This is a genomic window from Pinibacter soli, assembly GCF_029961145.1.
GTDB classification, from domain to species: Bacteria; Bacteroidota; Bacteroidia; order Chitinophagales; family Chitinophagaceae; genus Pinibacter; species Pinibacter soli.
On sequence record NZ_JASBRG010000007.1, the window covers coordinates 2,654,535 to 2,679,582 of the forward strand.

18 protein-coding genes are annotated in these 25,048 nt (G+C 41.1%); 4 read left to right on the forward strand and 14 right to left on the reverse strand.

The annotated features are described in order from the left end of the window. Positions 1-163: 163 nt before the first annotated feature. From QJ048_RS21120 to QJ048_RS21130, 3 genes are all read right to left on the reverse strand, one after another. On the reverse strand, positions 164-541 hold the full coding sequence (locus QJ048_RS21120) for a hypothetical protein (protein ID WP_282336419.1): 378 nt from the start codon (positions 539-541) through the stop codon (positions 164-166). Between the two features lie 166 nt (positions 542-707). Beyond that, positions 708-1,763 (reverse strand): NAD(P)/FAD-dependent oxidoreductase, encoded by a 1,056-nt coding sequence (locus QJ048_RS21125; protein WP_282336420.1) that lies wholly within the window; start codon positions 1,761-1,763, stop codon positions 708-710. A 220-nt stretch (positions 1,764-1,983) separates the two neighbouring features. Next, complete coding sequence (locus QJ048_RS21130) at positions 1,984-8,100, reverse strand: alpha-2-macroglobulin family protein (protein WP_282336421.1); 6,117 nt, start codon at positions 8,098-8,100, stop codon at positions 1,984-1,986. A 175-nt stretch (positions 8,101-8,275) separates the two neighbouring features. Between QJ048_RS21130 and QJ048_RS21135 the strand changes: the two genes are divergently transcribed. Further along, the gene (locus QJ048_RS21135) at positions 8,276-8,494 is read left to right on the forward strand and encodes a hypothetical protein (RefSeq protein WP_282336422.1); all 219 of its coding nucleotides are present in this window, start codon (positions 8,276-8,278) and stop codon (positions 8,492-8,494) included. 489 nt (positions 8,495-8,983) lie between these two features. Here the strand turns inward: QJ048_RS21135 and sucD are convergent, their stop codons facing one another. From sucD to QJ048_RS21155, 4 genes are all read right to left on the reverse strand, one after another. Then, positions 8,984-9,856 carry a succinate--CoA ligase subunit alpha gene (gene sucD, locus QJ048_RS21140; protein ID WP_282336423.1) on the reverse strand — a complete coding sequence of 291 codons (873 nt, stop codon included), beginning with the start codon at positions 9,854-9,856 and terminating at the stop codon, positions 8,984-8,986. A 187-nt stretch (positions 9,857-10,043) separates the two neighbouring features. Then, on the reverse strand, positions 10,044-10,877 hold the full coding sequence (locus tag QJ048_RS21145) for an ABC transporter ATP-binding protein (RefSeq protein WP_282336424.1): 834 nt from the start codon (positions 10,875-10,877) through the stop codon (positions 10,044-10,046). Positions 10,878-10,963: 86 nt separating this feature from the next. Further along, positions 10,964-11,701, reverse strand: coding sequence for an MlaE family ABC transporter permease (locus QJ048_RS21150; protein WP_282336425.1), 738 nt, complete (start codon positions 11,699-11,701; stop codon positions 10,964-10,966). Positions 11,702-11,857: 156 nt separating this feature from the next. Beyond that, the gene (locus tag QJ048_RS21155) at positions 11,858-14,206 is read right to left on the reverse strand and encodes an NADP-dependent malic enzyme (protein WP_282336426.1); all 2,349 of its coding nucleotides are present in this window, start codon (positions 14,204-14,206) and stop codon (positions 11,858-11,860) included. A 393-nt stretch (positions 14,207-14,599) separates the two neighbouring features. On the opposite strand from QJ048_RS21155, the gene QJ048_RS21160 reads away from it, so the two are divergent. The 3 genes from QJ048_RS21160 (at position 14,600) to QJ048_RS21170 (ending at position 16,618) form a co-directional block, all read left to right on the forward strand. Beyond that, positions 14,600-14,947, forward strand: coding sequence for a DUF1801 domain-containing protein (locus QJ048_RS21160; RefSeq protein WP_282336427.1), 348 nt, complete (start codon positions 14,600-14,602; stop codon positions 14,945-14,947). A 92-nt stretch (positions 14,948-15,039) separates the two neighbouring features. Further along, positions 15,040-15,384: a TfoX/Sxy family protein gene (locus QJ048_RS21165; protein ID WP_282336428.1), complete on the forward strand. Its 345-nt coding sequence runs from the start codon at positions 15,040-15,042 to the stop codon at positions 15,382-15,384. A gap of 439 nt (positions 15,385-15,823) precedes the next feature. Continuing rightward, positions 15,824-16,618, forward strand: coding sequence for an MBL fold metallo-hydrolase (locus QJ048_RS21170; protein ID WP_282336429.1), 795 nt, complete (start codon positions 15,824-15,826; stop codon positions 16,616-16,618). 86 nt (positions 16,619-16,704) lie between these two features. Here the strand turns inward: QJ048_RS21170 and QJ048_RS21175 are convergent, their stop codons facing one another. From QJ048_RS21175 to QJ048_RS21205, 7 genes are all read right to left on the reverse strand, one after another. Next, positions 16,705-18,096 carry a hypothetical protein gene (locus QJ048_RS21175; protein ID WP_282336430.1) on the reverse strand — a complete coding sequence of 464 codons (1,392 nt, stop codon included), beginning with the start codon at positions 18,094-18,096 and terminating at the stop codon, positions 16,705-16,707. A gap of 12 nt (positions 18,097-18,108) precedes the next feature. Continuing rightward, positions 18,109-19,281: an ABC transporter ATP-binding protein gene (locus QJ048_RS21180; protein ID WP_282336431.1), complete on the reverse strand. Its 1,173-nt coding sequence runs from the start codon at positions 19,279-19,281 to the stop codon at positions 18,109-18,111. Between the two features lie 93 nt (positions 19,282-19,374). Further along, positions 19,375-19,911: an SRPBCC family protein gene (locus QJ048_RS21185; protein WP_282336432.1), complete on the reverse strand. Its 537-nt coding sequence runs from the start codon at positions 19,909-19,911 to the stop codon at positions 19,375-19,377. Between the two features lie 303 nt (positions 19,912-20,214). Next, on the reverse strand, positions 20,215-22,329 hold the full coding sequence (locus tag QJ048_RS21190) for a prolyl oligopeptidase family serine peptidase (RefSeq protein WP_282336433.1): 2,115 nt from the start codon (positions 22,327-22,329) through the stop codon (positions 20,215-20,217). A 207-nt stretch (positions 22,330-22,536) separates the two neighbouring features. After that, a complete protein-coding gene (locus QJ048_RS21195; RefSeq protein WP_282336434.1) occupies positions 22,537-23,199 on the reverse strand; it encodes a phosphohydrolase in 663 nt (220 codons plus the stop codon). A 168-nt stretch (positions 23,200-23,367) separates the two neighbouring features. Further along, positions 23,368-24,558, reverse strand: coding sequence for a M20 metallopeptidase family protein (locus QJ048_RS21200; RefSeq protein ID WP_282336435.1), 1,191 nt, complete (start codon positions 24,556-24,558; stop codon positions 23,368-23,370). 27 nt (positions 24,559-24,585) lie between these two features. After that, positions 24,586-25,008, reverse strand: a complete 423-nt coding sequence (locus QJ048_RS21205; protein ID WP_282336436.1) for an SPOR domain-containing protein — start codon at positions 25,006-25,008, stop codon at positions 24,586-24,588. Between the last annotated feature and the right edge of the window lie 40 nt (positions 25,009-25,048).

Below are 25,048 nucleotides of genomic sequence, written 5' to 3' on the forward strand. Positions count from 1 at the left end.
ATTGGTTAAGATTTTTCTTTAAGTTTTTTGAAATTAAGATTTAAGACTGTTTATCTATTATACATGCAACTCACATTTTGTGTGTGTTTGTTGCAATCATTTTCGTTGTTCTTTTTTATCTATATCTTAATAATCATCACGATCATAAAAATCTGCGTTCTGTCTATGCTTCGAGCTTCGCGGCCTTTTTTTCCTTAGGCAAAATGAACAGATAATAAATGGCAATGAACACCAGTCCAATGCCAAATGGAATGATCGTGTAATAACGCAGCTCATCTCTGTTCAAAAATTCTGTGGCCATCCAATAGCAGTTGGCGAATATCCAAAAAGTAACCGCAAGGTTGTGATAAAGCTCTGCTTTTAAATGTCTTGTTTGCCAGGTTATTAATAAGGCTACCGAAACAGTAGGAAGTATCATGAAGATGCCGAGCGGCTTCCAAAGCATTGCCCAGCTCATGTCTTTAATCAGCCAAAAAACGATGTGAAGGTTTTCTATTTTCCTGAATTTTTCAGGAATGGAATACATGGGTTCATTGCTCATGGAGAGTAGTTGGTTTGCGTAAGGAGAGCAAAGATAGTGGGAATGAGGAATCGTGAAAGTTGCAATGAAGTCTTTTTACTGCAGCTAAATTTTGCCTGCATTTAAAAGGTTACCCTAAACAAGGGGAGACCAAATTCACGACCGTCGATTCACCATTTACGTCTCGCTATCTCGCAAGCACTTTCGCAAATCTCTCTACCGATGCTTCCGGCATTACAGGTTTTGCTTCAATAATATTTTCTACTAACTGCTTCGCAAAAAAAGGTGACAACGAACAGCCTTTCGTACCCATGCCGTTTAGTATACCGATGTTTTTGTGCTGCGGATGAAATCCTACAAATGGCCTGCGTTCCAAAGTTGCCGGACGTATGGCAGCCATGTGGTCCAGCACTTCAAAAGGTAGTTTCACTGTTTGTGTGAGCCAGTTTTTGGCAAACTGATAAAAGCCGGGAGAAGGATCTGCATTTTCAAATTCCCACAGATAAGTTGAACCGAGCCAAAAGATATTCTCTTTCCACGGCACAAGGCTGTAGCCTCTTTTGAGAATATTTGCAGACGGCATATCTTTTATTTCAACCAACAATGCCTCTCCTTTATTTGCACCGTAAGGCAGGTTTTTAAAATAGGGATTGCTGAACCCGTTTGCCCCATCGCAAAAGATAATACCAGAGGCCGTTATCTCCTTGTAGATAATTTTATTGTCTTCAACCTGTAATTGAGTAATGTCGAAGTGGTCAGTGATCAGTTGATTTTTGCTGATGAGATTTTTTCGCTGTGCCTGCAAAAGCAATTGCAGATCTATCCAATAGCAGGGGTCGATAATGCCGTACCCAAATTCGTAGTTTATTTTATCGCGCCAATCGTTTTCGTCTTTTGGAAGGGAAAGGAACTGCTGATCTTTTTCGAACCTTCCTTCAAAGGCCAGCTTCATTTGTGGCGTTGGAAAAAAATCGATAATATTCTTTTGATCAATGCAATCGATATTTAAATCGCTGCCGATAGAAGTATACGCATTCCATGCAAACGGCATCAGATCTTCGATCATCCATGTTTTTACAATGCGTCTCCCGGTAACGGGATTTATTACGCCGGAAGCAACTTTTGTCGCAGTAAAAGGTTTGTCTTCATCAATTACAACAAATGACAAATTCGCCTTTTGCATTTCCCAACTCAAAAATGTTCCGCAAATGCCTTGGCCAACAATGATAAAATCTATTTGCATGTGGCGAAGATAAGATGAAAGGCGAGGATGCTTTTATGATTTCGATAATGTTTCGCACAAGTGCGCAGGTTTCACGCAAAGGCGCGGAGGAAACGCAAAGGACGCAAAGTCCTCTTGACTAATCGTAAACAAAAAAAAAGTCCGACACTTATTTAAAGTGCCGGACTCCCTATAACCCTTTGCGTCCTTGTTTTTCTTCTTTGCTTCTTTGCGTGAAATGTCACTCCACGTTTACACGCACACCATCACTGTGGCTCGTAAACTCAGGTGCATACATGCATTGAATGGTTGTAACACCGTTGCTGAAATTCCCTTCGTGCGTTACAAACAGTGGGTATTCGAAAACGTACGTGCCTTTTCTTATGTAAGAGAAGAAAAAGTTGGCGCTTGCATCCTTGGTGCTTTCGTAATAGCCCAAACCGTCCTGCCATTTGTACGTGCTGATCACATTTACAGGTTCCATGCAGCTTGCACGCATATCTTTCATATGCACATATTCCATGTCACGATCAGCACGAAGCTCGATGCGCACTTTGATTTTATCTCCCACTTTCAACACATCGTTTTCATTTACAGGTTGTAGTACAGGTCCGCGATCGCTATTCTTTTCAACAAACAATTTCTTCGTCAGCTTAAGCGGCGTCGCAGATGATGTAATATTTTCCAGTCTCTCAAAATATTGCCAGTACACGCTTCCCCACGATGATGTATTATTGGCATTACCAGAAACACTCACCGTAATATTTCCCATTTCTGGTTTTACAAACGCGCCATCGATAGTGGTTTTGAAATATCCTGTTCCAGCTTCAGATTTACTATCTGTACTGCTGATGGTTTTGTCGCCCAATTTGATTTTAACCGCAGGTGTTTCACTTAACCAGTCGCCGCCTTGTAGCAACAACGCGTAACATGCGTCGGCTGTTGCTTTTGTTGTTTTCCAGTTATTGGTTTGTTTGTTTTTCAGCAACCATGTTTTAAGATCGTTTACTGTTTTAGTATCGCCTGAAATTTCAGCAAATGCTTCGATCATTAACGATTGCGTTTCAACCGGAGCCTCGTACCAGAAATAACCGGATCTAACATCTTTCCAATACATGCCCTGTTCTTCATTTACAATCGCATTTTGTTGTAAAGATTTAATGATTGCCGCGGCGTTCGCTTTGTCACCTGTTCGGTTCAGCGCAAGAGCAATCATCCCTTTTGCATAGACACCTTGCTGTAACCAATATTGCTGTGCCTGTTTTCTGTAATAGCTAATCGCGTTCATGGCAGAGCCGGGAATGGCGATATCATTGTAGAAGCTGCGCATGTACAAATATTGTATCGCGATATAGCTGAGGTTGTTTTTCTTCAAATCAACTTTCCTTTTTACAAGCTCATTGTAATCGTCGGCTATTCTTTTGTCAAGATAGGCAACTGCATTTTTTGAAATCCCGTTCCAATCTTGTTTTGTTTGTTGCAACGCTCCCAGCTTTTTCAAATGGCCGATGCTGCTGGCGATGTATTGCGTGATGTATCTGTCATCAGGTCCGCCTTTGAACCAAACGAATCCTCCGTTTTCACTTTGCAATTGTTTCAGCTTTTCGTAGGTTGTTTGCAAGCCTGCGTTCATGCGAACCATGTCAAACAACAATGCGATGTTTTTCTTTTGCTGCGCTTCGTTCTTAGCTTCCAATACCCATGGCGTTTCTTCCAGCAATACAGATTTCAGTTCTTCATTTTTCTGCAGATTGCTCAGCAAAGCAGATGAATCTGTCGCGTTCCATTTTTCTACAATTGCTTTCAGCTTGGGCGCTTTATTTGCAATCATTCCTGCCAATGCATTTGCATAGTAACGGTTGAATGTTTGCTCTGCACACTCGTATGGAAAATCAGTTAAGTAAGGCAGAGACTGCACTGCATACCACGCCGGATTGGATGTGTATTCAACCGTCAAAGCATGTTGTTGCAATGTTTCGCTTTTTCCTGATTGCAATAGTTTTTCGAACGTGAATGATTTGGAGTTGGTATTGCGCAAATTCAACGGCATGCTTTCTGTAACCAACATGCTGTTTGCCACAACCGGCAATGCCATTTCTTCTCCATCTCTTAAATTTCCGGAAATGGCTTTGAAACGATACACTACTGCATTGTTGTAACCATAAGGAATGCTTACGCTAAACTTCATGGGAGCGCTTTGCCCGGCACTTACCGTAAAGTATTGCAGTGGCTGAATGTTTTGGAACCAACCATCTACAGGCTGCATCGTGGATGCATTCAGCAATTCTAGCTGTACTGTTCCCGTCATTTCTTTATCGCTCATGTTCACCACTTTTGCACTGAGCTCTATTTTATCTCCCTCACGTAAAAATCTTGGTGCGTTTGGCTGGATCATCAACTCTTTTTGTGTTACCACATCTACAGTTGAGTAGCCGAACGAAAGATCCTTTGTATGTGCCAATGCCTGGAATTTCCATTTGGTTAATGCTTCCGGCATGGTGAAACTAAAGCGGATGTTACCTTCAGCGTCTGTTTTCAAGTCGGGGAAGAAGAAGGCTGTTTCGTTGAAGTTTTTGCGGAGTTGTACACTAGCCATTTGTTCTTGCTGATTTGGAGCCGTAGTATCCTGGATGGCTACTTCATTTACTGCGACATAAGACAAAGCTGCTCCGGTCACATCTTTCTTTTTCTGCGTACCATATCCTATTACAACCACTTCATTATTAGCTTTTACATCAACCCCTGCAACCCTTCCTTGTAGCATAACACCCGGTGGCGCCAGCTTTGATTCAACGTTTATATAATACGGTGTAATTAACACGTCATAATTTTTTTCGAAAGAAAAATTTCCATCGCTGTACAAATATTTTTCCTGTGATTGAATGGAAAGAAAGTTGACTCTGCTATTCCAATTGGCGTACAAACTATTAAACGGCCACACTCCCGGCTTTTCCCAAGCGTGAGGCTTAAACTGATCCAGCGATGCATCGTACATGCCGGCCAACACTTCTGCTGCTACTTTTTCCTTTTTATTACCTGTTATTTTAATGCTCCATTTTTCTTCACTGCCAGGTTGCAGTTTATCGCGCCAGGTTTCATATGTTATGCTCAATTCCTTGTTTCTCCATGGCACGAGTATGCTATTATTACTGGTATAAAAACGGTTATTTTTTACCATAAAATAGATCATGCCAATGCCGCCTCTATCTTCTTCTGTTGGGCTTACAACTATGTATTTTTTTTCATTATTAAGTGTAAGGACATTGTATTGAAAAGCCCCCTTTTCCTTTATTGCAGTTTTATTTGTTTGTTGTATCAATGTAACATCATTGGCCGCAGTACCAATTGTAACTATCGCTTCCTCCCCGGGTTCTACTATTGTTTTATCGGTTGATGTCGTGAGATAAGTTTTCGCCGGCAGCTGCTTGCTTTTATTGTCATGCAGCAAAACATACTTTACATCTTTTACGGAATCGCCGTATTTATCTTTGGCTACCGCTTCAATCATATACCAACCAGCCGTCAGTGCATTTTGTCCTATAGATATATCATGATTCGCACTGTCATTTACCTGAGCAATGGCCGTGCCCTTACTCCATGTATCCTTGTTACCTTCGTTGCTGTATTCATCATTAGGAAATAGTTTAACATACTCATTGTATGTCATTACAAACTGATCAGGCTCACTCCAGTATCTTTCCCTGATCAACCTATCGGGCTGTTGTAATTTATACAGCTTCAACTGCACTTGCGCACTTGTCTCCCTGTTATTAAAGTTCTTTGCAGTTACGGATATCTTTTTCAAGCTATCAATTGCCAACGTTTCGTTTTGCGCAAGATCAATTTGCAATTGTATTGCCTTGTATCCGGCAGATACAATTATTTCACCGCTTCTTGTCTCTCCGTTTATGTCCGTCACATCGGCAACTACTGCGTAATCAAATACCGGCTCCAACGATTTACTAACATGTTCATCCGGTATTGCTTTGAAGCGGATAATGAAACTTCCGTCATTGCTTGTAATTACCTCACCATTGGCTATTTCCATCGGACCGCTACTTACAGGATAGCCCCCTTTGAAGGAATACAACCACGGATAAATAAATCTTGCAGCACGGGTTACATGGTATTTTACCTTGGCGCCGTCAATGTTATTGCCCGCATATGCTTTTGCATTTCCTTTTACAGTAACGCTATCATTTACGCGATAGGCATTCGTAAGCTTATTATACTCTACGGAAAACTTAGGCCGTTTATATTCTTCTACAGAAAATGAGACGTTTCCTTCAATGTCATCGCTTTCCAATCTAAAGATCCCGTTCAATCCACTTGACGGCAACACAAACTTTCCTGAGTATGAACCAAACTCGTTAGTAGTGAGCACCAACGAATCAATCTGCTCACCATTTGCATTGTACAGCGCTAATTTCGATTGTACTCCGGAAACTATCTTTGGCTTACGGGTTTTAAAATCCTTGGTGATTGCTATTCCTTTGAAGTAAACAGTTTGCCCCGGGCGATATATTGATCTGTCGGTAAATAAGAAAACCTTTGCCTGATCTCTTTCATAAACTGCACTATCTTCATCTTTTTCGTTTTCATAACGGTTAAAAGAATAAGTTGCCTCATCCAGAAACAAATGATCTTCTTTGTAATTTATCTCAAAACGCCTGCTTTTATTGACCTTTGATGTATCGTCTTTCAGTTTAAAATAACCTTTGCTATCAGTATTCAATAATTCGCCTTTCTTGTTCACATAGCCTCTTGAATTATAGTCGTAATAATTCTCCCAAACCTGTACCTGCGCATTCTGAAGTGGCTTTCCTGTTTCACGATGGAGTACAAAATATTCGTTATCGTTGTTTACATAACTTATATTGGATACATGGAAATATTGTACAGCCAGTGGATTTTTATCCAGTGAAAATTTCCCGTCCGCACTGGCGACGATCAAATAATCCCCAACCGGTAAGGCATCTACTTTTATTTCTACTTTGTGTGATTGATAATCTTTTGTGTCAGGCAAATTTTGTGACCAGGTCCTGAATGCTTTGGCGACTGTTACCTGCCGCCAGTAACTATCATCATAGCGTTGTTTTAACTGGGCCTTCAAATTTTCGCTCAGCTGCACTATCCGGAAGGTTAGTTGTGTAATATTTTTATAAGTAACCAATGTTCTAAATGATTGCCCCGGTATGTTTACTTTTTCTGTGTTAAGATTAAATTGAGGATGCTGAATTTGCTGCAATAAATTGGCACAATTCGCTTTTCCTTCGCTTGATTCTTGTTGTTGTGCAATTTTTTCACAAATTTCTTTCGTCTTTATGTATTCGTATCTATTTGTTGTATCACCTGTTGGCGCATATCCGGCAGCTTTATTCGCGTGCCACTGTGCCACCAAATACCAGGCTTGTGCCGCAGCAGGATAGCTCTCGTATTGATGCGCCACATGATTGCTCGAATTGTAGTAAAACTGGTCGGTTTTTTCTGCGATTGAATATTGCTTTACAAACTGAATTCTTTGCAAATCCACATCAATTAAAGCATCTGGTTTCTGATCATCAATGTGAAAGGCAATTAATTTCTGATAAATGAGTAGCGCTTTGTAATGAAGCGAAGCCGTATCTTTTGTTTCAAATTTTCGATGAATAAAATCTGCTGCAGGATCAAAGGCTGCCGCTTGTGTTATTTCGAAATTGTAGGCCGGTTTTGTAACATAGCGTTCATCTGTTTTGAAAAACTCCAGCGCACGGTTGGCAAGCAGATCATACAATGTGGGACGCAGATAACGAACATTGCCTTTTACCAGTATCGGATCATATACGTCCAGTTTTGTTTGCTGTAATAGCTTTTCCTCTTTTATGGAAGCGAGGTATAAATCAGATGTTTTTTTCTGCAGGTCTTCAAGTGTCCAGGTGGAAGGATCGTCTTTCTTAAAATCTACAGTTTTTGTCCTGTTGTAAAATTTCCACCGGTTGTTTTGAAAGTAGCGATTGTATTTGTCTGCGGCCATGCTGTTTAGTAAAGCCTTTGTTGCCGGAACATTTGTTTGTGCAATTTCTTTTTCCCAAAATTGCATGCTCTTAATATTGCCATCTTCGTTGAGGTTTTGTTCCAGCGCCGATTTGTATGTCAGCGCTTTTATGACCTGCGGCTGCAGGTTTTCTTTTTTTGCCAGCGCATATATTTTATTTACCTCATCGAGGGCAGACCTTGTTAAGCCTTTTTTCGAGTAAAGTGAATCCACTTTTTTCCATAACACGTCATAGTTGGTTTTTGGCGTTTGTGCTTTCGTGATCATAGGGTATAAAAAAACAAGTAGCAACACCGCCGGCCATAGAAGGATTTTATTAGTCATTCGCTTGGAAAATTTATTCAAGTTATCAATGTTGTAATGAAGATGCAATTAATAATAGGATTACACAAATGCCTTGACATGCTGCGGGACCATTTTGTTGCTTTAACAATCCGCTAACGGTTGTATTTTAAACATAATTTCCCATTAACCGTCTTATATATAAAATGATCAAATTATGAATACCAAATTCCCCTTACTGATAGCAGCAGGATTGCTTCTTACAGTTGCCACTACACAAGCTCAGAACAATTCTAAAAAATATGCCGCAAACTATCCTGCGCATAATTCAGCAGCAACAAAATCAAGTGACAGGCCTTTCCATAAAAATGAAGGTAAGAGCCACAAACAGCCGGGAAAACACCACCATCATCACGGACATGGTCACCATAAATAAAAAAACTCCCTATGATTACAACTTGTAATCGTAAAAGCCCAGACAGTTTGTCCGGGCTTTTTTGCAAATAATTGGATGACTGACGCTCAGGTACATCAGACAAAAACAAATGCAACGTATATGCTATTCGATTTTAAAGGCAGCAGAAAATGGTGCATGCAAAACCCGGAAAGTTCCGGCTCCGTAGGAGCAAAACGTTCGTAGAGAAATCTGACAATGCACGGTTCTAATACCAGCTCCGTAGGAGCGACACGTAATTTGACATATCGCTCCTACGGAGCTGGTATTGAAATGTGGACGATGTCTTTTCTACGAACATGTCGCCCCCTCTGGGGCTAAAAGGCAGAAGGTTGAAAATTCTATTTCTCAATCTAAAATACTGGCAGCTTCACAGAAAGCATTTTCAACTTTCAACTTTCAATTTTCCACTAATAAAAAAAAAGAGAGCGCAAATTTTGCGCTCTCTTTTTTTTATCTAAAGTCTGCTTCTTACTTTTTGATTACTTCTGCCATTTTTTTACCAATGTCAGCAGGGCTTTGTACTACGTGTATACCGCAGTCAGCCATGATCTTCATTTTTGCAGCAGCTGTATCATCTGCACCGCCAATGATCGCACCTGCGTGGCCCATACGGCGGCCCGGAGGCGCTGTTTGACCGGCAATGAAACCTACAACTGGCTTAGTACCGTTTTCTTTGATCCATTTTGCTGCTTCAGCTTCCATGCTACCACCAATTTCACCAATCATAACGATACCTTCTGTTTCAGGATCGTTCATCAATAATTCTACCGCTTCTTTAGTTGGAGTACCGATGATTGGGTCACCACCAATACCAATAGCTGTAGAAATGCCCAAACCAGCTTTTGCAACCTGGTCAGCGGCTTCATATGTTAAGGTACCTGATTTAGATACGATACCGATTTTACCAGTTTTGAATACAAAGCCCGGCATGATACCAACTTTACACTCACCGGCAGTGATTACACCGGGACAGTTTGGCCCGATCAATCTTGTTTTTTTGCCTTGCAAATAGTTTTTAGCCTTTACCATGTCCTGAACCGGAATACCTTCTGTGATACAAACTACCAGTTCAATACCAGCTTCTGCTGCTTCCATGATAGCGTCTGCAGCGAATGCCGGCGGTACAAATATGATGGAAACATTAGCGCCGGTTGCTTTTACGGCGTCTGCTACTGTGTTAAAAACCGGACGGTCAAGGTGAGAGGTACCGCCTTTGTTTGGCGTAACGCCACCTACTACATTGGTACCGTATTCGATCATTTGGGTGGCATGGAACGTTCCTTCTGTTCCTGTAAAGCCCTGAACCAAAATTTTAGAACTTTTGTTGACTAAAACGCTCATACGCTTTTTTTTAAGTTGGGCAAAAGTAAGGCAAACAGGCGGGAATTTGAATTAATAATTAATAATTAATAATTAAGAGGGCAGCATTCAATAGTGAATACCACCCTCAATTTTTTAACCACTTTTGCAACTTCGCTTTTGTCAGGCAGGCAGCCGTATTAATTCTTAATTATTAATTATTAATTGCTTAGGAGTTCAGCACGTCCTCATCACTATTCAACAGCTCGTCCATGTTGCGGTCGTTGTCTATCTTGCCTTTTACCTCGAGCATACGCATGTCCTTGGCATCCTTAAGGAACTCAGAGGCAAAAATGAAGGAGTTGAGTTTCTCGTTTTTATTGAAGATTATTTCTTTGTTATTTCCTTCCCACTCCTTATGACCCTGGTACATGTAAATGATATTATCACCTATTTCCATCACACTGTTCATGTCGTGGGTGTTAATCACGGTGGTGATGTTGTACTCTGTCGTGAGTTCTTTAATCAGCTGGTCAATTACAAGTGAGGTTTGCGGATCGAGGCCGGAGTTCGGCTCATCGCAGAAAAGATATTTAGGATTGAGCACGATGGCACGGGCGATACCTACTCTTTTTTTCATACCACCGCTTATCTCTGCAGGAAACTTCTTGTTGGCATCTTTCAGGTTTACCCTTGCCAATACTTCGTTTACTCGTTTTAGCTTATCCTGGTAAGAATCTTTGGTAAACATGTCGAGCGGAAACATTACGTTTTGCTCCACGGTCAAACTGTCGAACAATGCAGAGCCCTGAAAAAGCATTCCGATCTGCTTGCGGGTTTCTTTTTTTTCCTCATCGCTCATGGTAACGAGGTCGTTCCCGCTGTACAAAATTTCCCCTTCATCAGGTTCAAAAAGACCCACCAGGCATTTCATGAATACCGTTTTACCACTACCGCTGGAACCGATTATCAGATTGCATTTGCCCGCTTGCATCGTGGCATCCACACCTTTAATAACCAGTTTATCTTCAAAACCTTTTTTTAAGTTTTTTACTTCAATCATAAAGAAGAATAATTCAAAAGTTAAAAGTCAAAAGTCAAAAACGGATCCACCATTTTTACTTTTGAATTTTTAATTTTTACTTTTTGTCACAGCAACAACGCAGACAACACATAATCCGCCATCAAAATAAGCACGCAGCTTACTACCACGCTTTTTGTACTTGCCCTACCAATTTCAAGAGCTCCGCCGCTTACGTTATATCCGTAAAAAGCAGGTATGCTGGAAATGAAAAAAGCAAATGTGTATGATTTTGCCATGGCAAAGAACACGTTGTAGGGCGTAAAGTTTTGGAGTAACCCTTTAGTATAATCTGCGGAGCTTAAAATACCAGAGGATGTTCCGGCAATGCGCCCTCCTAAAATCCCCAATCCTGCAGAAACCACTACCAGCATGGGTATTACCAATAATGCCGCAAGAATTTTTGGCATAACAAGATATGCCTTGCTGTTAATACCCATAATTTCCAGCGCATCGATCTGCTCACTTACGCGCATGTTACCAAGCTCACTGGCAATTTTACTCCCTACCACACCCGCCAGTACAATACAAACCAGCGTTGGGGCAAATTCAAGTATTACCGTGTCTCGAACGATCTGTGCAATGGTGCTTTTAGGAATAATAGGGCTTACAAGCTGATAAGCTGTTTGAACAGCAGATACGGCACCCATAAAAAAGGAAATGATGACTACGATTCCCAAAGATCCTATTCCAATATCTGAACATTGATGCATAAACTCCTTCCAGTACATCTTTCCGTTTTCCGGTTTGGAAAACATTCCTTTGAGCATCAACAAATACCTGCCTGTTTCGGTAAATAACTTCATTTATAACAAATTGAAAATCTTATTCCCTAATAATGCTCAAATGTAAACGTAAAAATGGGAAAAGTGTACGATGTACGAAGTACGGTGTACGAAATTCGTTAGAATGCCAATCCTAAAACAATTTCGTACACCGTACTTCGTACATCGTACACCCTGCTAAATCTCCCTTGCCACTTTATTAAACTTCTTCCACCACGGAGATTTCTTCACTTCTTCCTCTGTAGAAATATTTTTACACTTCTGCTGGGCGCTGATCACGGCTACGAGTGCCATGTTGAAAATGCTTCTTACAGAACTACCCAATTGCAGGATGTGTACAGGTTTTTTCAGGCCCAACAAAATTGGTCCGATAGCATCCGCGCCTCCTACTTCTTTCAAAATATTATAAGCAATATTACCTGCGGCAAGGTTAGGAAATATCAATGTGTTTACATCTTGTCCCACCAACTCGCTGAATGGATAGTTGTCTTTCAGGATGTCTTGATTAAAGGCGATATTTGCCTGCACCTCACCATCTACTATAAGCGAAGGATTTCTTTCTTTTACAATGGCTCTTGCTTTTGCCATTAGCTGCGCTTCTGGTGATGCGCTGCTGCCGAAATTGCTGTAGCTGAGCATTGCAATTTTGGGCGTCAGGTTAAAGTTCCTTACCTCTTTCGCCACCATTAAAGTAATATCAGCCAACTCTTCTGCAGTTGGGTTGAAGTTTACTGTTGTATCCGCCATGAACAACGGACCTTTTTTAGTCAACAGCAAATACATACCTGCAATTTTTTGAGCACTATCTTCTTTGCCTATTACCTGCAATGCCGGCCTGATCGCATCTGCGTAGTTCCTTGTTAACCCGGAAAGCATTGCATCAGCTTCGCCTGTTTCCACCATCATGCTACCAAAGTAGTTGCGGTCACGCATCATTTTGATGGACTCATATTTAGAAACTCCTTTGCGCTGCCGTTTTTTGAAGAATATCTCTCCGTATTGAATGCGTTTTTCGTTGAACTCTTTGTCTTTCGGATCAATGATCGGAAATCCCTCCAAATCGATCTGATTCTCTTCTGCCAGTTGATGGATCTTTTTCTCATCACCTAACAGTATCGGATATGCGACACCTTCTTCAAAAACCAATTGTGCCGCTTTCAATATTTTCAGGTTATCTGCCTCTGTAAATACCAAACGTTTAGGCTGGCTGCGGGCCTTGCTACCCAATACACGCATTAATTGGTTGTCTAGGCCAAGGCGTTTGTTCAGCTCAACTTTATAAGCATCCCAATCCTGAATCGGAGATTTTGCCACACCGCTTTCTATCGCAGCTTTCGCCACAGCCGGAGCTACTGTTTCCAGCAGACGCGGATCAAGTGGTTTTGGAATAATATAATCCGGCCCAAATGCGATGTTCTTTTCGTTGTACGCCAAGTTCACTATATCAGGAACCGGTTTTCGTGCCATTTCTGCCAAAGCGTGAACAGCAGCGAGTTTCATTTCCTCATTAATAGCAGAAGCTCTCACATCCAGTGCTCCGCGGAAGATATAAGGGAAACCAAGTACATTGTTTACCTGGTTCGGATAATCGCTCCGGCCCGTTGCCATGATAATATCTTTGCGGGAAGCGATGGCAATTTCATAATCAATTTCCGGCGTTGGATTTGCCATGGCAAACACGATCGGATTTTTCGCCATGCTCTTTACCATCTCTGCAGTTACGATGTTTCCGGCACTAAGGCCAATGAAAACATCGGCATCCTTCATAGCGCCAGCCAGATTAATGTCGCGCTTTTTAGGAGATGCCAGTTCTCTAGCCGTTTCGCCAAGGTCAGTTCTTTCTGCATGTACAAAACCGTTTACGTCGAAGATCATTACGTTTTCCAGTTTTGCACCAAGTGCCAGGTATAATTTAAGGCAGGACAAAGCTGCAGCACCCGCTCCGCTCACTACAAATCTTGCCTTTTCTATTTTCTTTTTTTGCAGCTCAAGCGCGTTCAGCAAAGCTGCCGCACTAATGATGGCCGTTCCGTGCTGATCATCGTGCATTACGGGAATGGCGAGTTGTTTGCGTAGTTCTTTTTCTATGTAAAAACATTCCGGCGCTTTAATATCTTCCAGGTTAATTCCTCCGAAAGTTGGCTCCAGCGCCTTTACGATCTGCACGAATTTTTCAGGATCTTTTTCATTGATCTCAATGTCAAATACGTCGATATCTGCGAATATTTTGAACAAAACGCCTTTTCCTTCCATCACCGGTTTTCCGGCTTCCGGGCCTATATCGCCCAGACCAAGCACTGCAGTACCATTACTGATCACCGCTACAAGGTTTCCTTTGGCGGTGTATTTATAAACGTTTTCTACATTTTTTTTGATTTCGAGGCAAGGTTCTGCTACCCCTGGAGAGTAGGCAAGTGAAAGATCTCTTTGTGTCTTAGCTTCTTTTGTTGGAATCACTTCTATCTTGCCTGGTCGTCCCATGGCATGATATTCTAACGCCTGTTCGCGTCCTAGCTTTTTTTGCATATGTAAAATTTAGGTGATGGGCGACACCCGTTCAACATCGTTGCCCGCCCTGATGAAACCGTTCGGACGGGTGTCACTCACTTCAGCTGATAAATAAAATTCAGCAATGGGGCCGCAAAATACGAAAATGGCGATTACAAGGCGCTGGACATTGAATTTTAAGGCTTTGGCCGCGATTGCAGATTCTAACAACAAATAAAATTTTCAACTTGTTTATTGCAGGAATAGAGCAGATCAATGAAAATCAATTAAAAAATGTCGCCAACAAAAGCATATCATCTTCTCTGTTGATTCAAACCATTAACAATCAATACATTTGCCAATTTATCATATATTGATCTTTTTACTTTTATCGTTTTAAAAATTGCCGGATATTAGGTAATAATTTATCCTATGCTTCGCCCCATCGATAATTATTTTCTTCAAAAAGAAGAGCCTTTCAAAAGCTGTCTGCAGTTTTTGAGGCAACATATTCTTTCAATGGACAGCGATATAAAGGAAGACTGGAAATACGGCATGCCATTCTATTGCATTCATGGAAAAATGTTTTGTTATTTGTGGGTACACAAAAAATACAACCAACCGTACATAGGAATAGTGGAAGGAAACAAACTCGACCATCCGGATCTACTAACGGAAAAAAGAGCGAGAATGAAAATATTGCTGGTCGATGCGGAGAAAGATATTCCTGTGAAAAAGATCAATCTTATTTTGAGGTCCGCGATCCGGTTGTATAAGTAAAGGTGTATGAAGTACGGTGTACGAGATACTTCCTGAAAGCTCACTCTAATGACTTTCGTACATAGCACGCAGACTTAACTAAACGTCGCCTCATGACCTACAACGAAAAACTACTTAACCGCGTTCGCGAAGCACTGGACGGTCAGAAAGATTTGGAAGAGAAAAAAATGTTTGGTGGCATCTGTTTTATGATCGATGATAAAATGTGTATTGGTGTTAACAAAGAAGAAATGCTCTGCCGTATTGGCCCCGATGAAGTGGACGCAGCACTTGAGCACAATGGTGTACGCGAAATGGTAATGGGCGATCGCGTTGCGAAAGGCTATGTCTTTATAAGTGAAGAAGCGATGAAGACAAAAAAACAATTTGATCACTGGATCAATCTCTGCCTGGCGTTTAACAAATTTGCGAAGTCATCGAAAGAGAAGAAGAAATGATATACAAGTCAAAATGGACATTGCCCACCGTATGCAACCAGCGCAGAAAGAATTCTTAATTCTTAACTGTCGCCTCAACGATATCCCGGCACTTACCACAAACCTTCTCTCCTTTGCCGGGACATGGCGTTGAGGTCATCACTAATCTGATCTTCATATTTGATTACAATACACCCCCAACTGTAACCAATGAAACTACTATGAAACCATGTTGCTCTTCATCAACAATACAAAGGTTGTTATTTGCAAAGGCAAATAAAACAAGCGGTGTGGTGAATTGTTATAATTTTGAAGCAGATCGTAGTTATTGAAGATGCAGTGTATTTCAGGTAAAAATTAAAAAGGCAAAATAAAGATCACCCGTTGCAATACAGCTGCACGGAAGGAATTCTTAATTCTTAATTGTTCAATCAACGTTTCCAAACATAAACGCTCTCACATGAAAGTTACCATTACACAAATCGACACCGCGTGTTTGCTTATAGACATCAATGGTTTTAAGATACTTACTGATCCCGCTTTTGATGAGGCGGGCAAAAAATATTTGCGTGCAGATGGCAAAACCTATTTGCACAAAACAGGTTCTCCGGCAATGTCAACAGCTGACCTTGGCGCAATTGATCTTGTGTTATTAAGTCACCACCAACATAAAGACAATCTTGATGATGCAGGCAGAGCTTTTATTGAAACTGTTCCAGGTGTAATTTCCACCAAAGAAGCGGTTGAGCAGCTGCAACTAAATAATGTTTACTCGCTGGAAGAATGGGAATCGCTTGAAGTAGAAGCAGACACGGTGGAAGAACTTACCATCACTGCCACACCTTGTCAGCACGCTTCTACAAAAGAAGTAAGTGCAAAAATGGGCCACGTGATCGGCTTTGTTATTGAATGGAAGGAACAGGCAAACGGTGTTCTATACATTTCTGGCGATACCGTATTATTTGAAGGTGTAAGGGATGTGGCTGAACGCTTTTTAGTAAACACTGCGATTCTTAATGTTGGCAAAGCGGGCATTCCCGCAAGTACAGGTGATGTGTACTACACCTTCACTGCAGACGAAGCGATCGAAGTGGCAGAAATGATGCACGTAGATCACCTCATTCCCACACACTGGGAGGGCTGGGACCACTTCCAGGAAAAATCGCAGGAAGCCATGAACCATTTTGCGAAATCTCACATTGCAGAGAAAGTGATTAAGCTCGAGCCGGGAAAAGCGGTGGAGATAGATATCTAGGGAATTGAAAGTTGAAAATTGTTAGGAGTTCATACATAGGCAGCATGTTTCATTAAAGAATCTCCTAACAACTATCAACTTGAATATTACTCCTCCGGATTTGCTCTCCATTTTTTAATCAGCGGTATCATTACGAAGAGCATCATTAGTAAACTGAATACGAAGTTTGTGATAAAAAAACTGTTCGAGTTATCCCCTAACCAGTCGTGCAAACGATCGGAAAAGGTGAACACCTTCTTCGCTGTGCTATAATGATCATATCTTGTGATTCTATACACGAAACTATACACCGCCAACACAAAAAAGGTAGATACAAATAAAGAAAGCAAATAAGTAATTCCCGAAAGAAACTTTTGCCTTTTTTTGAAGGTATTGACAACGCTTATTGAAAGCCCAACAATGCCTACTACAATTGGTGACAGTGTAAGTAGGTTTTCATCTCTACCAGACGCGAAACCAACAACTGTGCAAACAGTCAGGATCACTCCAGCTATAATGGAAGATATCCATGTTTTTATTGGCGTCACTCTAAAAGAAAATAACAGGTAGCTTAGACAAAGGGTCCACATACTCAATATCCAATACTCGTCTGGCATGAGGCCTTGCCTTGCAAAATAAATTGTATTTAAAGCCCCATTCGCCCTGTATTCGTTTGCTATGTAATAACTGTTAAGCATACCACGACTGTCAAATTTCCCGGATGGGATTTCCTCTTTAACGATAAAATCCGGAGTAGAAAAAATGCCGTTTACATGCGCAGTTGAATTAAACTTATATTCTGCACCATATTTTCTGCAAAGTTGGAGATACTTGTCAATGCAATTGATAATAGAGTCCTTCCGGTGCATTTTTAACCAGCTTATTGCTTTTTCATTAAGCAAGCTATCGTAATCAGGTTCGGTTTCATCATAAATACCACGCCCCCTGAAATTCAGATAACTCAGGCCTGCAACCATGCCTTTTTCTATTTTGGCAGTGTCAATTTCCCCATCTTCAGCATACTCTTTGCGTGGAGAAAAGTTACTAAGATCAAAGGGCAAAAAATGACTTGCAAGGGATATGATGCGCCTTTCCTTCTTAATATTTACAGATTTGCCCAATTTATTTATCTTGGTATTGACACCCCATTTCGTTATCAGGATTGGGCTTATCAATCCAAAGATTACAATTAAAATGATCAGGAATTCTCTTTGCAAATAAAATTTCGATAAGGGAAGCAGCGCCTTGAACGCATTGTGCCGCAAGTAAAAAACCAACCACACCAATACTATCAGAAATGCAATAAGCAATTCGACCGCATCGATCGTTATTGCAGCAAAATAGCTCCAGTCGCTAACATTTTTCAAAGTTATATTCTGACAATACCCCCAAAAGAAAAATATTATATTTAACGAAATCACCAAAGGCAACATGATATGAAACCTTGTGTTCCATATGAGTGGATGATTGGTGAGCATCCAGTTATTGATTTTTTTCATGGTTGGGGTTAATTAGTTCGTAAAGAAGCGGCGTGATGAATTTGAAATGTCTCTCAGATAGGTTATTTCCACAGCATTGCTTGCAAGCGCATTTAGCACCTGCTGCATGGATGTGCCAGCCTGGAAATAAATGATGAAAACATTTCCATTGTATTGAATCTTTTCTACTTGAAGTTCTGCAAACGCAGCAGCGATCTCGTTTCTATCGGCATTGGCTTCCATTTCCAACGCCAGTTGTTTCGGTGCTTCTTCGCTTACTGACGACAATTGTTGCTGATATTTAGCATGCCCATTTTTCAGAAAAATAATACTATCGGAAACTTTCTCTACTTCGTAAATGTGCTGCGAACTGATCATCATTCCAAATGGACGTGAAATAGATCCGGATAAAAACTTCAGGTCCTGCAAAATGGTTTGCTGCGCATTGATATCAAGGTTGGCTAGCGGTTCATCAAGCAATAATATTTGCGGATTGCGTAGTAAAGTTTTAGCGAGTTCAAATCTTGTTCTGTAACCGGATGACAAACGATTCCAGCTTAAATTTTTGTAAGGTCGCAGGCTAAGTCTTGCCACCATTATTTCGGCCCACAGCAAATTATCTTTGTCTTTAACGCCATGTTGCGCCAGTGTAAACTGCAAATTTTCCATCAAACGTCCCCACCAGCGCGGTATGCGTTGCGGAACGTATAACAACTTTGAGCGCAGCTCATACAATGAATCATTTTTTGCAAAATGATAATCTAGTTTACCCTGCTCGGCTTTCAGCTCACCATTGAGCAAACGCATGAGCGTTGTTTTACCATTTCCATTTTCACCAACCAACCCAATGATCTCTCCTTTGCGTAGTGAGACGCTTATGTTGTTGAGTGCAAAATTTCCTTTGGAATATTTCTTTGAAATTTCTGTTGCTGTGAGTAGTTGGTTATTTTCCTTCCATCCATCGCTTATGGATGCATGTTGCAGTATTTCGAGCAGTTCAAAGGCTTTCGAACGAATGACTTCTTTTCCTGAAGACTCACCATTGGCATCGAGCCACTCGCAGTAAGTCAATGCTTTTTCAAATAACGGCATATCCGCCGTTTCAATTACACAATCAAGCAAGCGCCTGTGTGCCAGATCAAAGTCTCCTGCATGGTAGTGCCCGTGCACTTCCTGCAGTTGGTTTTCATAGAGAGTTTGTTGCATATAAAGTTGGTAGTTGAAAATGGAGAGTTGATAGTGATGGTTGACAGTTGGAGATCTTCTAACAACTATCAACCAACAACTAACAACTTCCTATTAATTTTCGCTTATTTTTTTCAATTTCGCCAAGCCACCGTTAAAATCTTTGCCGAGGCCTTCTTCCATGTTCATGAATTTTGAAAAAACATTGAACGGATATGGAAAGCGGCTGTCGAAGCCCCAAACGACTTTTGTACCACCTTGCTCATCAGTTAAATTTACGTAAGCAACGGCACGGCTATCAAACGGTTCTATGAAGTGAAGATCTGTTTCAATGCGGTTAGGTGCTTCTATTTTTTTGATTGTCTGGCTACCACTTCCAACATCTTTATTTCCTTTCCATGTAGAAACGGCGCCAACGGTGCCATCCTGTCCCTGTATGCTTTTCTGCATATTCGGATCACGATCGTTCCATGGGGACCATTTGTCCATTCCGGCGAGTGTTCCTACATTCTGCCAAACCTTTTCCTTTGGTGCATTTATAATAATACTTTTTTCAAAATGAAAATCTCGGGAAATAAAAATCCCAGCGATTAAGACGATTGCAATAACAGCAACGACAAACAGCAGGATGTACTTTAATACTTTTTTCATTTGGTGTGTTTTTGGACTGTTTAAACAGGTGTTGTTGATCGCCAAGATAGCTAAGTTTCCCTTGGAATTCAAGGATTGCAAAACGCGGAATTGAAAATTGAAAATGAGATGGATCAATTTGAAAACTTGAAAATATGGAAATTTGAAAATGCTTTCTGTGTTTATTTCCTTAAGAAGAGGCTGATTAATTCTGTGTTACAAATTGGAAACAAATTTGGCCAACTTTTCCCGAGAAGTTGCATTCATTTTCAAATTTCCATATTTTCAAATTGCCACATTTGCGCTCCCATTTTCAATTTTCAATTACCTAAACTCCATTCCCAAATTATACATTACAAAGCTCCATATGTCGGTTGCTTCGTCGATTTGTTTGCTGGTGGGTTTACCTGCACCGTGACCGGCTTTGCTGTCGATGCGTATCAATGTAGGATTGCCGCAGCTTTGGCATTCCTGCAATGTGGCTGCAAATTTGAATGAATGCGCCGGCACCACTCTGTCATCATGATCCGCTGTCGTTACCAGTGTAGCGGGATAACAGGTTCCTTTTTTTAAATTATGTAAAGGCGAAAAACTGTACAGGTTCTTGAAATCCGCTTCACTTTTTTCGGCGTTGCCATATTCCACGGCCCAGCCCCAGCCAACTGTAAATCGCTGAAAACGCAACATATCCATCACGCCTACCTGTGGAATGGCAACTTTAAAAAGATCAGGGCGTTGCGTCATCACTGCACCTACAAGCAAGCCGCCATTGCTGCCGCCGCGGACGGCCAGTTTATTTTTATTGGAATATTTATTTGCTATCAGCCATTCTGCGGAAGCTATCATGTCGTTGAACACATTTTGCTTATTCAATAACATTCCTGATTTGTGCCAGCTTTCCCCATATTCATTTCCACCGCGCAAACTCACCTGCGCATAAATTCCTCCCTGCTCTAAAAAGAACATATTGGATATGCTGAATGACGGAGTAATTGCAATATTGAATCCACCGTAACCATACAACAGCGCAGGATTATTTCCATCCAGCTTAATGCCTTTTTTATAGGTCAGGAACATCGGCACTTTGGCGCCATCCTTTGAAGTTACAAATACCTGTTTTGTTTCGTAATCGTCTACATTAAACTTCACTGCTGATTTACGAAAAACAGTTGCCTTTCCTGACGAAACATCGTAGTGAAAAATAGTGGGTGGATAGGTAAATGAAGTGTATGTATAAAACAACTCTTTATACTGTCTATCAGTAGCGAACCCTGATGCAAAGCCTATTCCTGGAAAAGCAATTTCTCGTACAAGCTTGCCTTCATAAGTATATTGAAACACTTTTGTAGAAGCATCTTTCAAATAACTGGCAAAAAGAAATCCACCACCAACGGTCACTGCTTGCAATGCATCTTTTTGTTCCGGAATAATTTCCTTCCAGTTTTCCTTTGCAGGATTTTTAGGGTCCACCAATACAACTTTAAAGTTGGGCGCACCATCATTTGTTCTCAATAAAACCTTATCTCCGTCGTTGTCTATGATAGTGGGTTCTGATGTAAAACCTGGCACCAGCACTTTGAAGTTTTTCTGTTTCGCATCCTTAAGATCTTTACATAACACTTCCCCGCCACTGGTTCCTTCTGTTACTTTTACAAAAAGGAAACGTTGATCTTCCGTGATCTGTGAGCGGCAATAACGCAGTGAATGCGCTGGATCTTCCCAGATCAAAACATCACTGTCTTGCGGTGTTCCTAATTTGTGGTAGTAGATTTTCTGGTATTCGTTTTTCTGCACCATCTTATTTTTTTCATCTGGCTTTGGATAGCGGCTGTAGTAAAAGCCTTCGTCGCCTCTCCATGAAAAACTTCCAAATTTGATATAATCGATTTTATCGCTAACCAGTTGCTTTGTTTCTGCATTTATTACGTATGCGATTTGCCAGTCGCTGCCAGACTGTGCAATTGAGTATACCGCGTATTTACCATTTTGCGAAAACTCAATATCAGCAAGGGCTGCAGTACCGTCTTCTGATAGTTTGTTTGGATCTAAGAAAACTTCAGGCTCCGCGTCAATCGCATTTTGCCTGTACAAAACACTTTGGTTTTGCAGACCATCGTTTTTGTAATAGTAATAGTATTTTCCTTTTCTAAATGGCGACCCGTATTTGGGATAGTTCCACAATTCCTCAAGGCGCTTCTTCACATCTGCTCTGAATGGGATCTTCGCGAGGTATGCATTGGTAACATCGTTTTGTTTTTTAACCCAGTCCTCTGTTTCCCCGCTGTTATCATCTTCGAGCCAGCGATAGGGATCTGAAACTTTAGTACCGAAGTAATTATCTGTTTGATCAATTTTTCTTGTTGTAGGATAAGGCGCCTGCGCAAATGTTTGTATCGTCATCATGACCATTGCAGCAAGAACCAATCGTTTTTTTTCCATGTTTAAGATTTGATGGCTTGTGTAGGCGTAAAATACGGAAACAATCAGGAATTAGAAATTAGAAGTTGGGCGCGACAATGCTTCGACAAGCTCAGCCTTTCACTTCGCTCACGCTATCAGGCAGAGCTTGTCGAAGCCTTCTCGATAACTTAAAAACTTTTAATTTCTAATCCTAATTTCTAGTTCCTAGCTCCTAATTCCTAATTCCTAATTAAAGACACCATCAATCTCCTCTTTTAATTTCGCAACAAAGGTCCTAAGATATTCCACATTACTTTCCGCCATTTGTTTGCCTGTTGCAGTATTCATCAACGCAGGCAATTTGAAAAGTTTCAAAGTAAAATGATCGAGCGCAAATTGATTGTCATTTAACGCTCTGTCGTTGCCGAAAGGATCATCGGCATGAAAGAGATTTGATTTGAATAAACCGGCGGTATAAAACACTCGTGCAAGCCCAATGGCTCCCAGGGCTTCCATGCGGTCCGCATCCTGCAGGATCTTTGCCTCTATTGTTTCTGGTGGTATACCTGCGGAAAAACTATGTGCGTGAATGGCGTGTGCCACGTCCTGTAATTTCTCTTTCGGAAAATCGGGAAAATCATTTTGCAATATTTCTACTGCTTTATCAGCGCTAAACCTTGAGGCTTTGCTTCTGTCAGGACTGTTCTTAGGAACAGTTACATAGTCATGAAAATAGCTGCCAGCCAGCAATACAAGAGAATCGGCAACATTACCCTCTGCATTGTTAATGTATTGACTTGTTTTCCAAACACGGTTAAAATGCTTAAGATCATGCGCCGCATCATCGCTTTTATAATGTCCGTGTAAATAGTTGATGAAAGCGTTTTCCCAGTGTTGGAGAGAATCCATGAGAGTTGTTTGTTGTTAATTGATAGTTGTCGGGTTTTGGGGCAATAACTGAATAACTGATGTTGAGGATCGACTATTGTTTTCTTCTGCTAATATCGCTTATGTTTAAGAAGGCTTCTACCGGCCGAATCCGGAGAAACCTTCACGCTTATTTAGCAACGCCAACTATTAATTATTAATTATTGCACTACTTCCCAGCCACGCCATCATTCCCATTCCTATTTCGATCGCATGTTCATCAATGTTGAATGTTGGAGTGTGTACGCCGGAAGTAATTCCTTTCTCCACGTTCATCACACCAAGTCTGTAAAAGCAACCCGGAATTACCTGTGAGTAGTAACCGAAATCTTCAGCGCCCATTCTCACTTCTGTTTCTTCTACTTTTTCTTTTGTCAGGAATTGTTCCGCGAGTGCAACAGCAATACTATTAAGCGCTTCATTGTTGTATACGTTTGGATAACCTACATCAATCAACAAATCAAGTTCTGCGCCCATTGAGTGCACAAGGTCGGTTGATAGTTTGCGAATGAGGTCATGTGCTTTGTAGCGCCACTCTTCATCCAATGCGCGGAAGGTTCCCATCAGTTTTACTTCACTTGGAATAACATTGGTTGTATAACCTCCCTGAAATGATGTGATGGACAACACCGACGGATTCAGCGGATTTCTGTTTCTGCTTATAATTTGTTGCAGGCTCGTTACCAAATGCGAAGCAACCAAAATTGTATCTGTTGTTAAATGCGGTGCCGCCGCGTGACCACCTTTGCTGCGAATGGTCATGTACAGTTCATCTGCGCTTGCCATTACTTTACCGCTTCGGAAACTGACTTTTCCTATTTCAAGTCCGGGGTGAACATGCAAACCAAATATTCCCTGCGGAACCGGATCTTCCAGCACGCCTGCCTTAATCATGAGGCTGGCACCACCGGGATTCTTTTCTTCACCGGGCTGAAAGATCAACTTCACCGTTCCTTCCCACTCATCCTTTAATTCATTTAATATTTTTGCCGCGCCAAGCAAAATAGTAGTGTGCACATCATGACCGCATGCATGCATCACACCTGCATTGGTTGATTTGTATGCCACTTGGTTTTCTTCCTGTATGGGCAACGCGTCCATATCTGCACGCAATGCAATGATACGTGACGCTGGATTTTTTCCTTCAATAATTCCAACCACGCCGGTTTCCGCCATTATTGTAAAAGGAATGCCGAAAGATTTCAATTTATTCTGAACGAATTTTGATGTCTCAAATTCTTTGTAACTCAATTCAGGATGTGCATGCAAATGGTGGCGTACGTTGATAAATTCGTCCGCATATGTCGCCGCCAGTTGTTTTATTTTGTCTGATAAATCCATAGATTGTTTAGGAGTAAAAGGTCACAATTAGTTCGAATCATCCAGCGTATCTGGTTTCACTTCGATAATATCTCTAACGATAAGCGTGTTGTCAAATTGCTTTGCCAGTTTTTTCTGGTAAGCTGCTGCCTCGTCCTGTGTTTTAAAATTCCCTACCCGCAAGCGGAAATACGGTGCCTGGTACAGGAGGTATGCTTTAAGATCAGGATAGAGTTCGTATACTTTGGTTTTAGCGGCAATCGCTTTGTTTCTGTCGTTTGTGTTGATCACCTGTATTCTGAAACCCTGTGCTGAACTTCTTGAGGCGCGAGTGGTGGCTTCGTTGATCTGCATCTGCTTTTTAATAAGCATATCAATGCGCGGATCTTTCTTAACTGCTACACTGGTCGTGTTTTGTGCGTTTGCATAAAAAACGGTACAGATCATGAACATCACAAATACGATTTTCATCAGCTTATTTTTTATTTTATTTTGGTCAGATGGAATTCGC

Coding starts and splice junctions, on each gene's coding strand:
- QJ048_RS21185 (WP_282336432.1), bottom strand. CDS start 19,911: ATGAAAAAAGTATTAAAGTACATCCTGCTGTTTGTCGTTGCTGTTATT.
- QJ048_RS21170 (WP_282336429.1), top strand. CDS start 15,824: ATGAAAGTTACCATTACACAAATCGACACCGCGTGTTTGCTTATAGAC.
- QJ048_RS21125 (WP_282336420.1), bottom strand. CDS start 1,763: ATGCAAATAGATTTTATCATTGTTGGCCAAGGCATTTGCGGAACATTT.
- QJ048_RS21175 (WP_282336430.1), bottom strand. CDS start 18,096: ATGAAAAAAATCAATAACTGGATGCTCACCAATCATCCACTCATATGG.
- QJ048_RS21150 (WP_282336425.1), bottom strand. CDS start 11,701: ATGAAGTTATTTACCGAAACAGGCAGGTATTTGTTGATGCTCAAAGGA.
- QJ048_RS21135 (WP_282336422.1), top strand. CDS start 8,276: ATGAATACCAAATTCCCCTTACTGATAGCAGCAGGATTGCTTCTTACA.
- QJ048_RS21190 (WP_282336433.1), bottom strand. CDS start 22,329: ATGGAAAAAAAACGATTGGTTCTTGCTGCAATGGTCATGATGACGATA.
- QJ048_RS21120 (WP_282336419.1), bottom strand. CDS start 541: ATGAGCAATGAACCCATGTATTCCATTCCTGAAAAATTCAGGAAAATA.
- QJ048_RS21205 (WP_282336436.1), bottom strand. CDS start 25,008: ATGAAAATCGTATTTGTGATGTTCATGATCTGTACCGTTTTTTATGCA.
- QJ048_RS21130 (WP_282336421.1), bottom strand. CDS start 8,100: ATGACTAATAAAATCCTTCTATGGCCGGCGGTGTTGCTACTTGTTTTT.
- QJ048_RS21165 (WP_282336428.1), top strand. CDS start 15,040: ATGACCTACAACGAAAAACTACTTAACCGCGTTCGCGAAGCACTGGAC.
- QJ048_RS21160 (WP_282336427.1), top strand. CDS start 14,600: ATGCTTCGCCCCATCGATAATTATTTTCTTCAAAAAGAAGAGCCTTTC.
- QJ048_RS21180 (WP_282336431.1), bottom strand. CDS start 19,281: ATGCAACAAACTCTCTATGAAAACCAACTGCAGGAAGTGCACGGGCAC.
- QJ048_RS21195 (WP_282336434.1), bottom strand. CDS start 23,199: ATGGATTCTCTCCAACACTGGGAAAACGCTTTCATCAACTATTTACAC.
- sucD (WP_282336423.1), bottom strand. CDS start 9,856: ATGAGCGTTTTAGTCAACAAAAGTTCTAAAATTTTGGTTCAGGGCTTT.
- QJ048_RS21200 (WP_282336435.1), bottom strand. CDS start 24,558: ATGGATTTATCAGACAAAATAAAACAACTGGCGGCGACATATGCGGAC.
- QJ048_RS21145 (WP_282336424.1), bottom strand. CDS start 10,877: ATGATTGAAGTAAAAAACTTAAAAAAAGGTTTTGAAGATAAACTGGTT.
- QJ048_RS21155 (WP_282336426.1), bottom strand. CDS start 14,206: ATGCAAAAAAAGCTAGGACGCGAACAGGCGTTAGAATATCATGCCATG.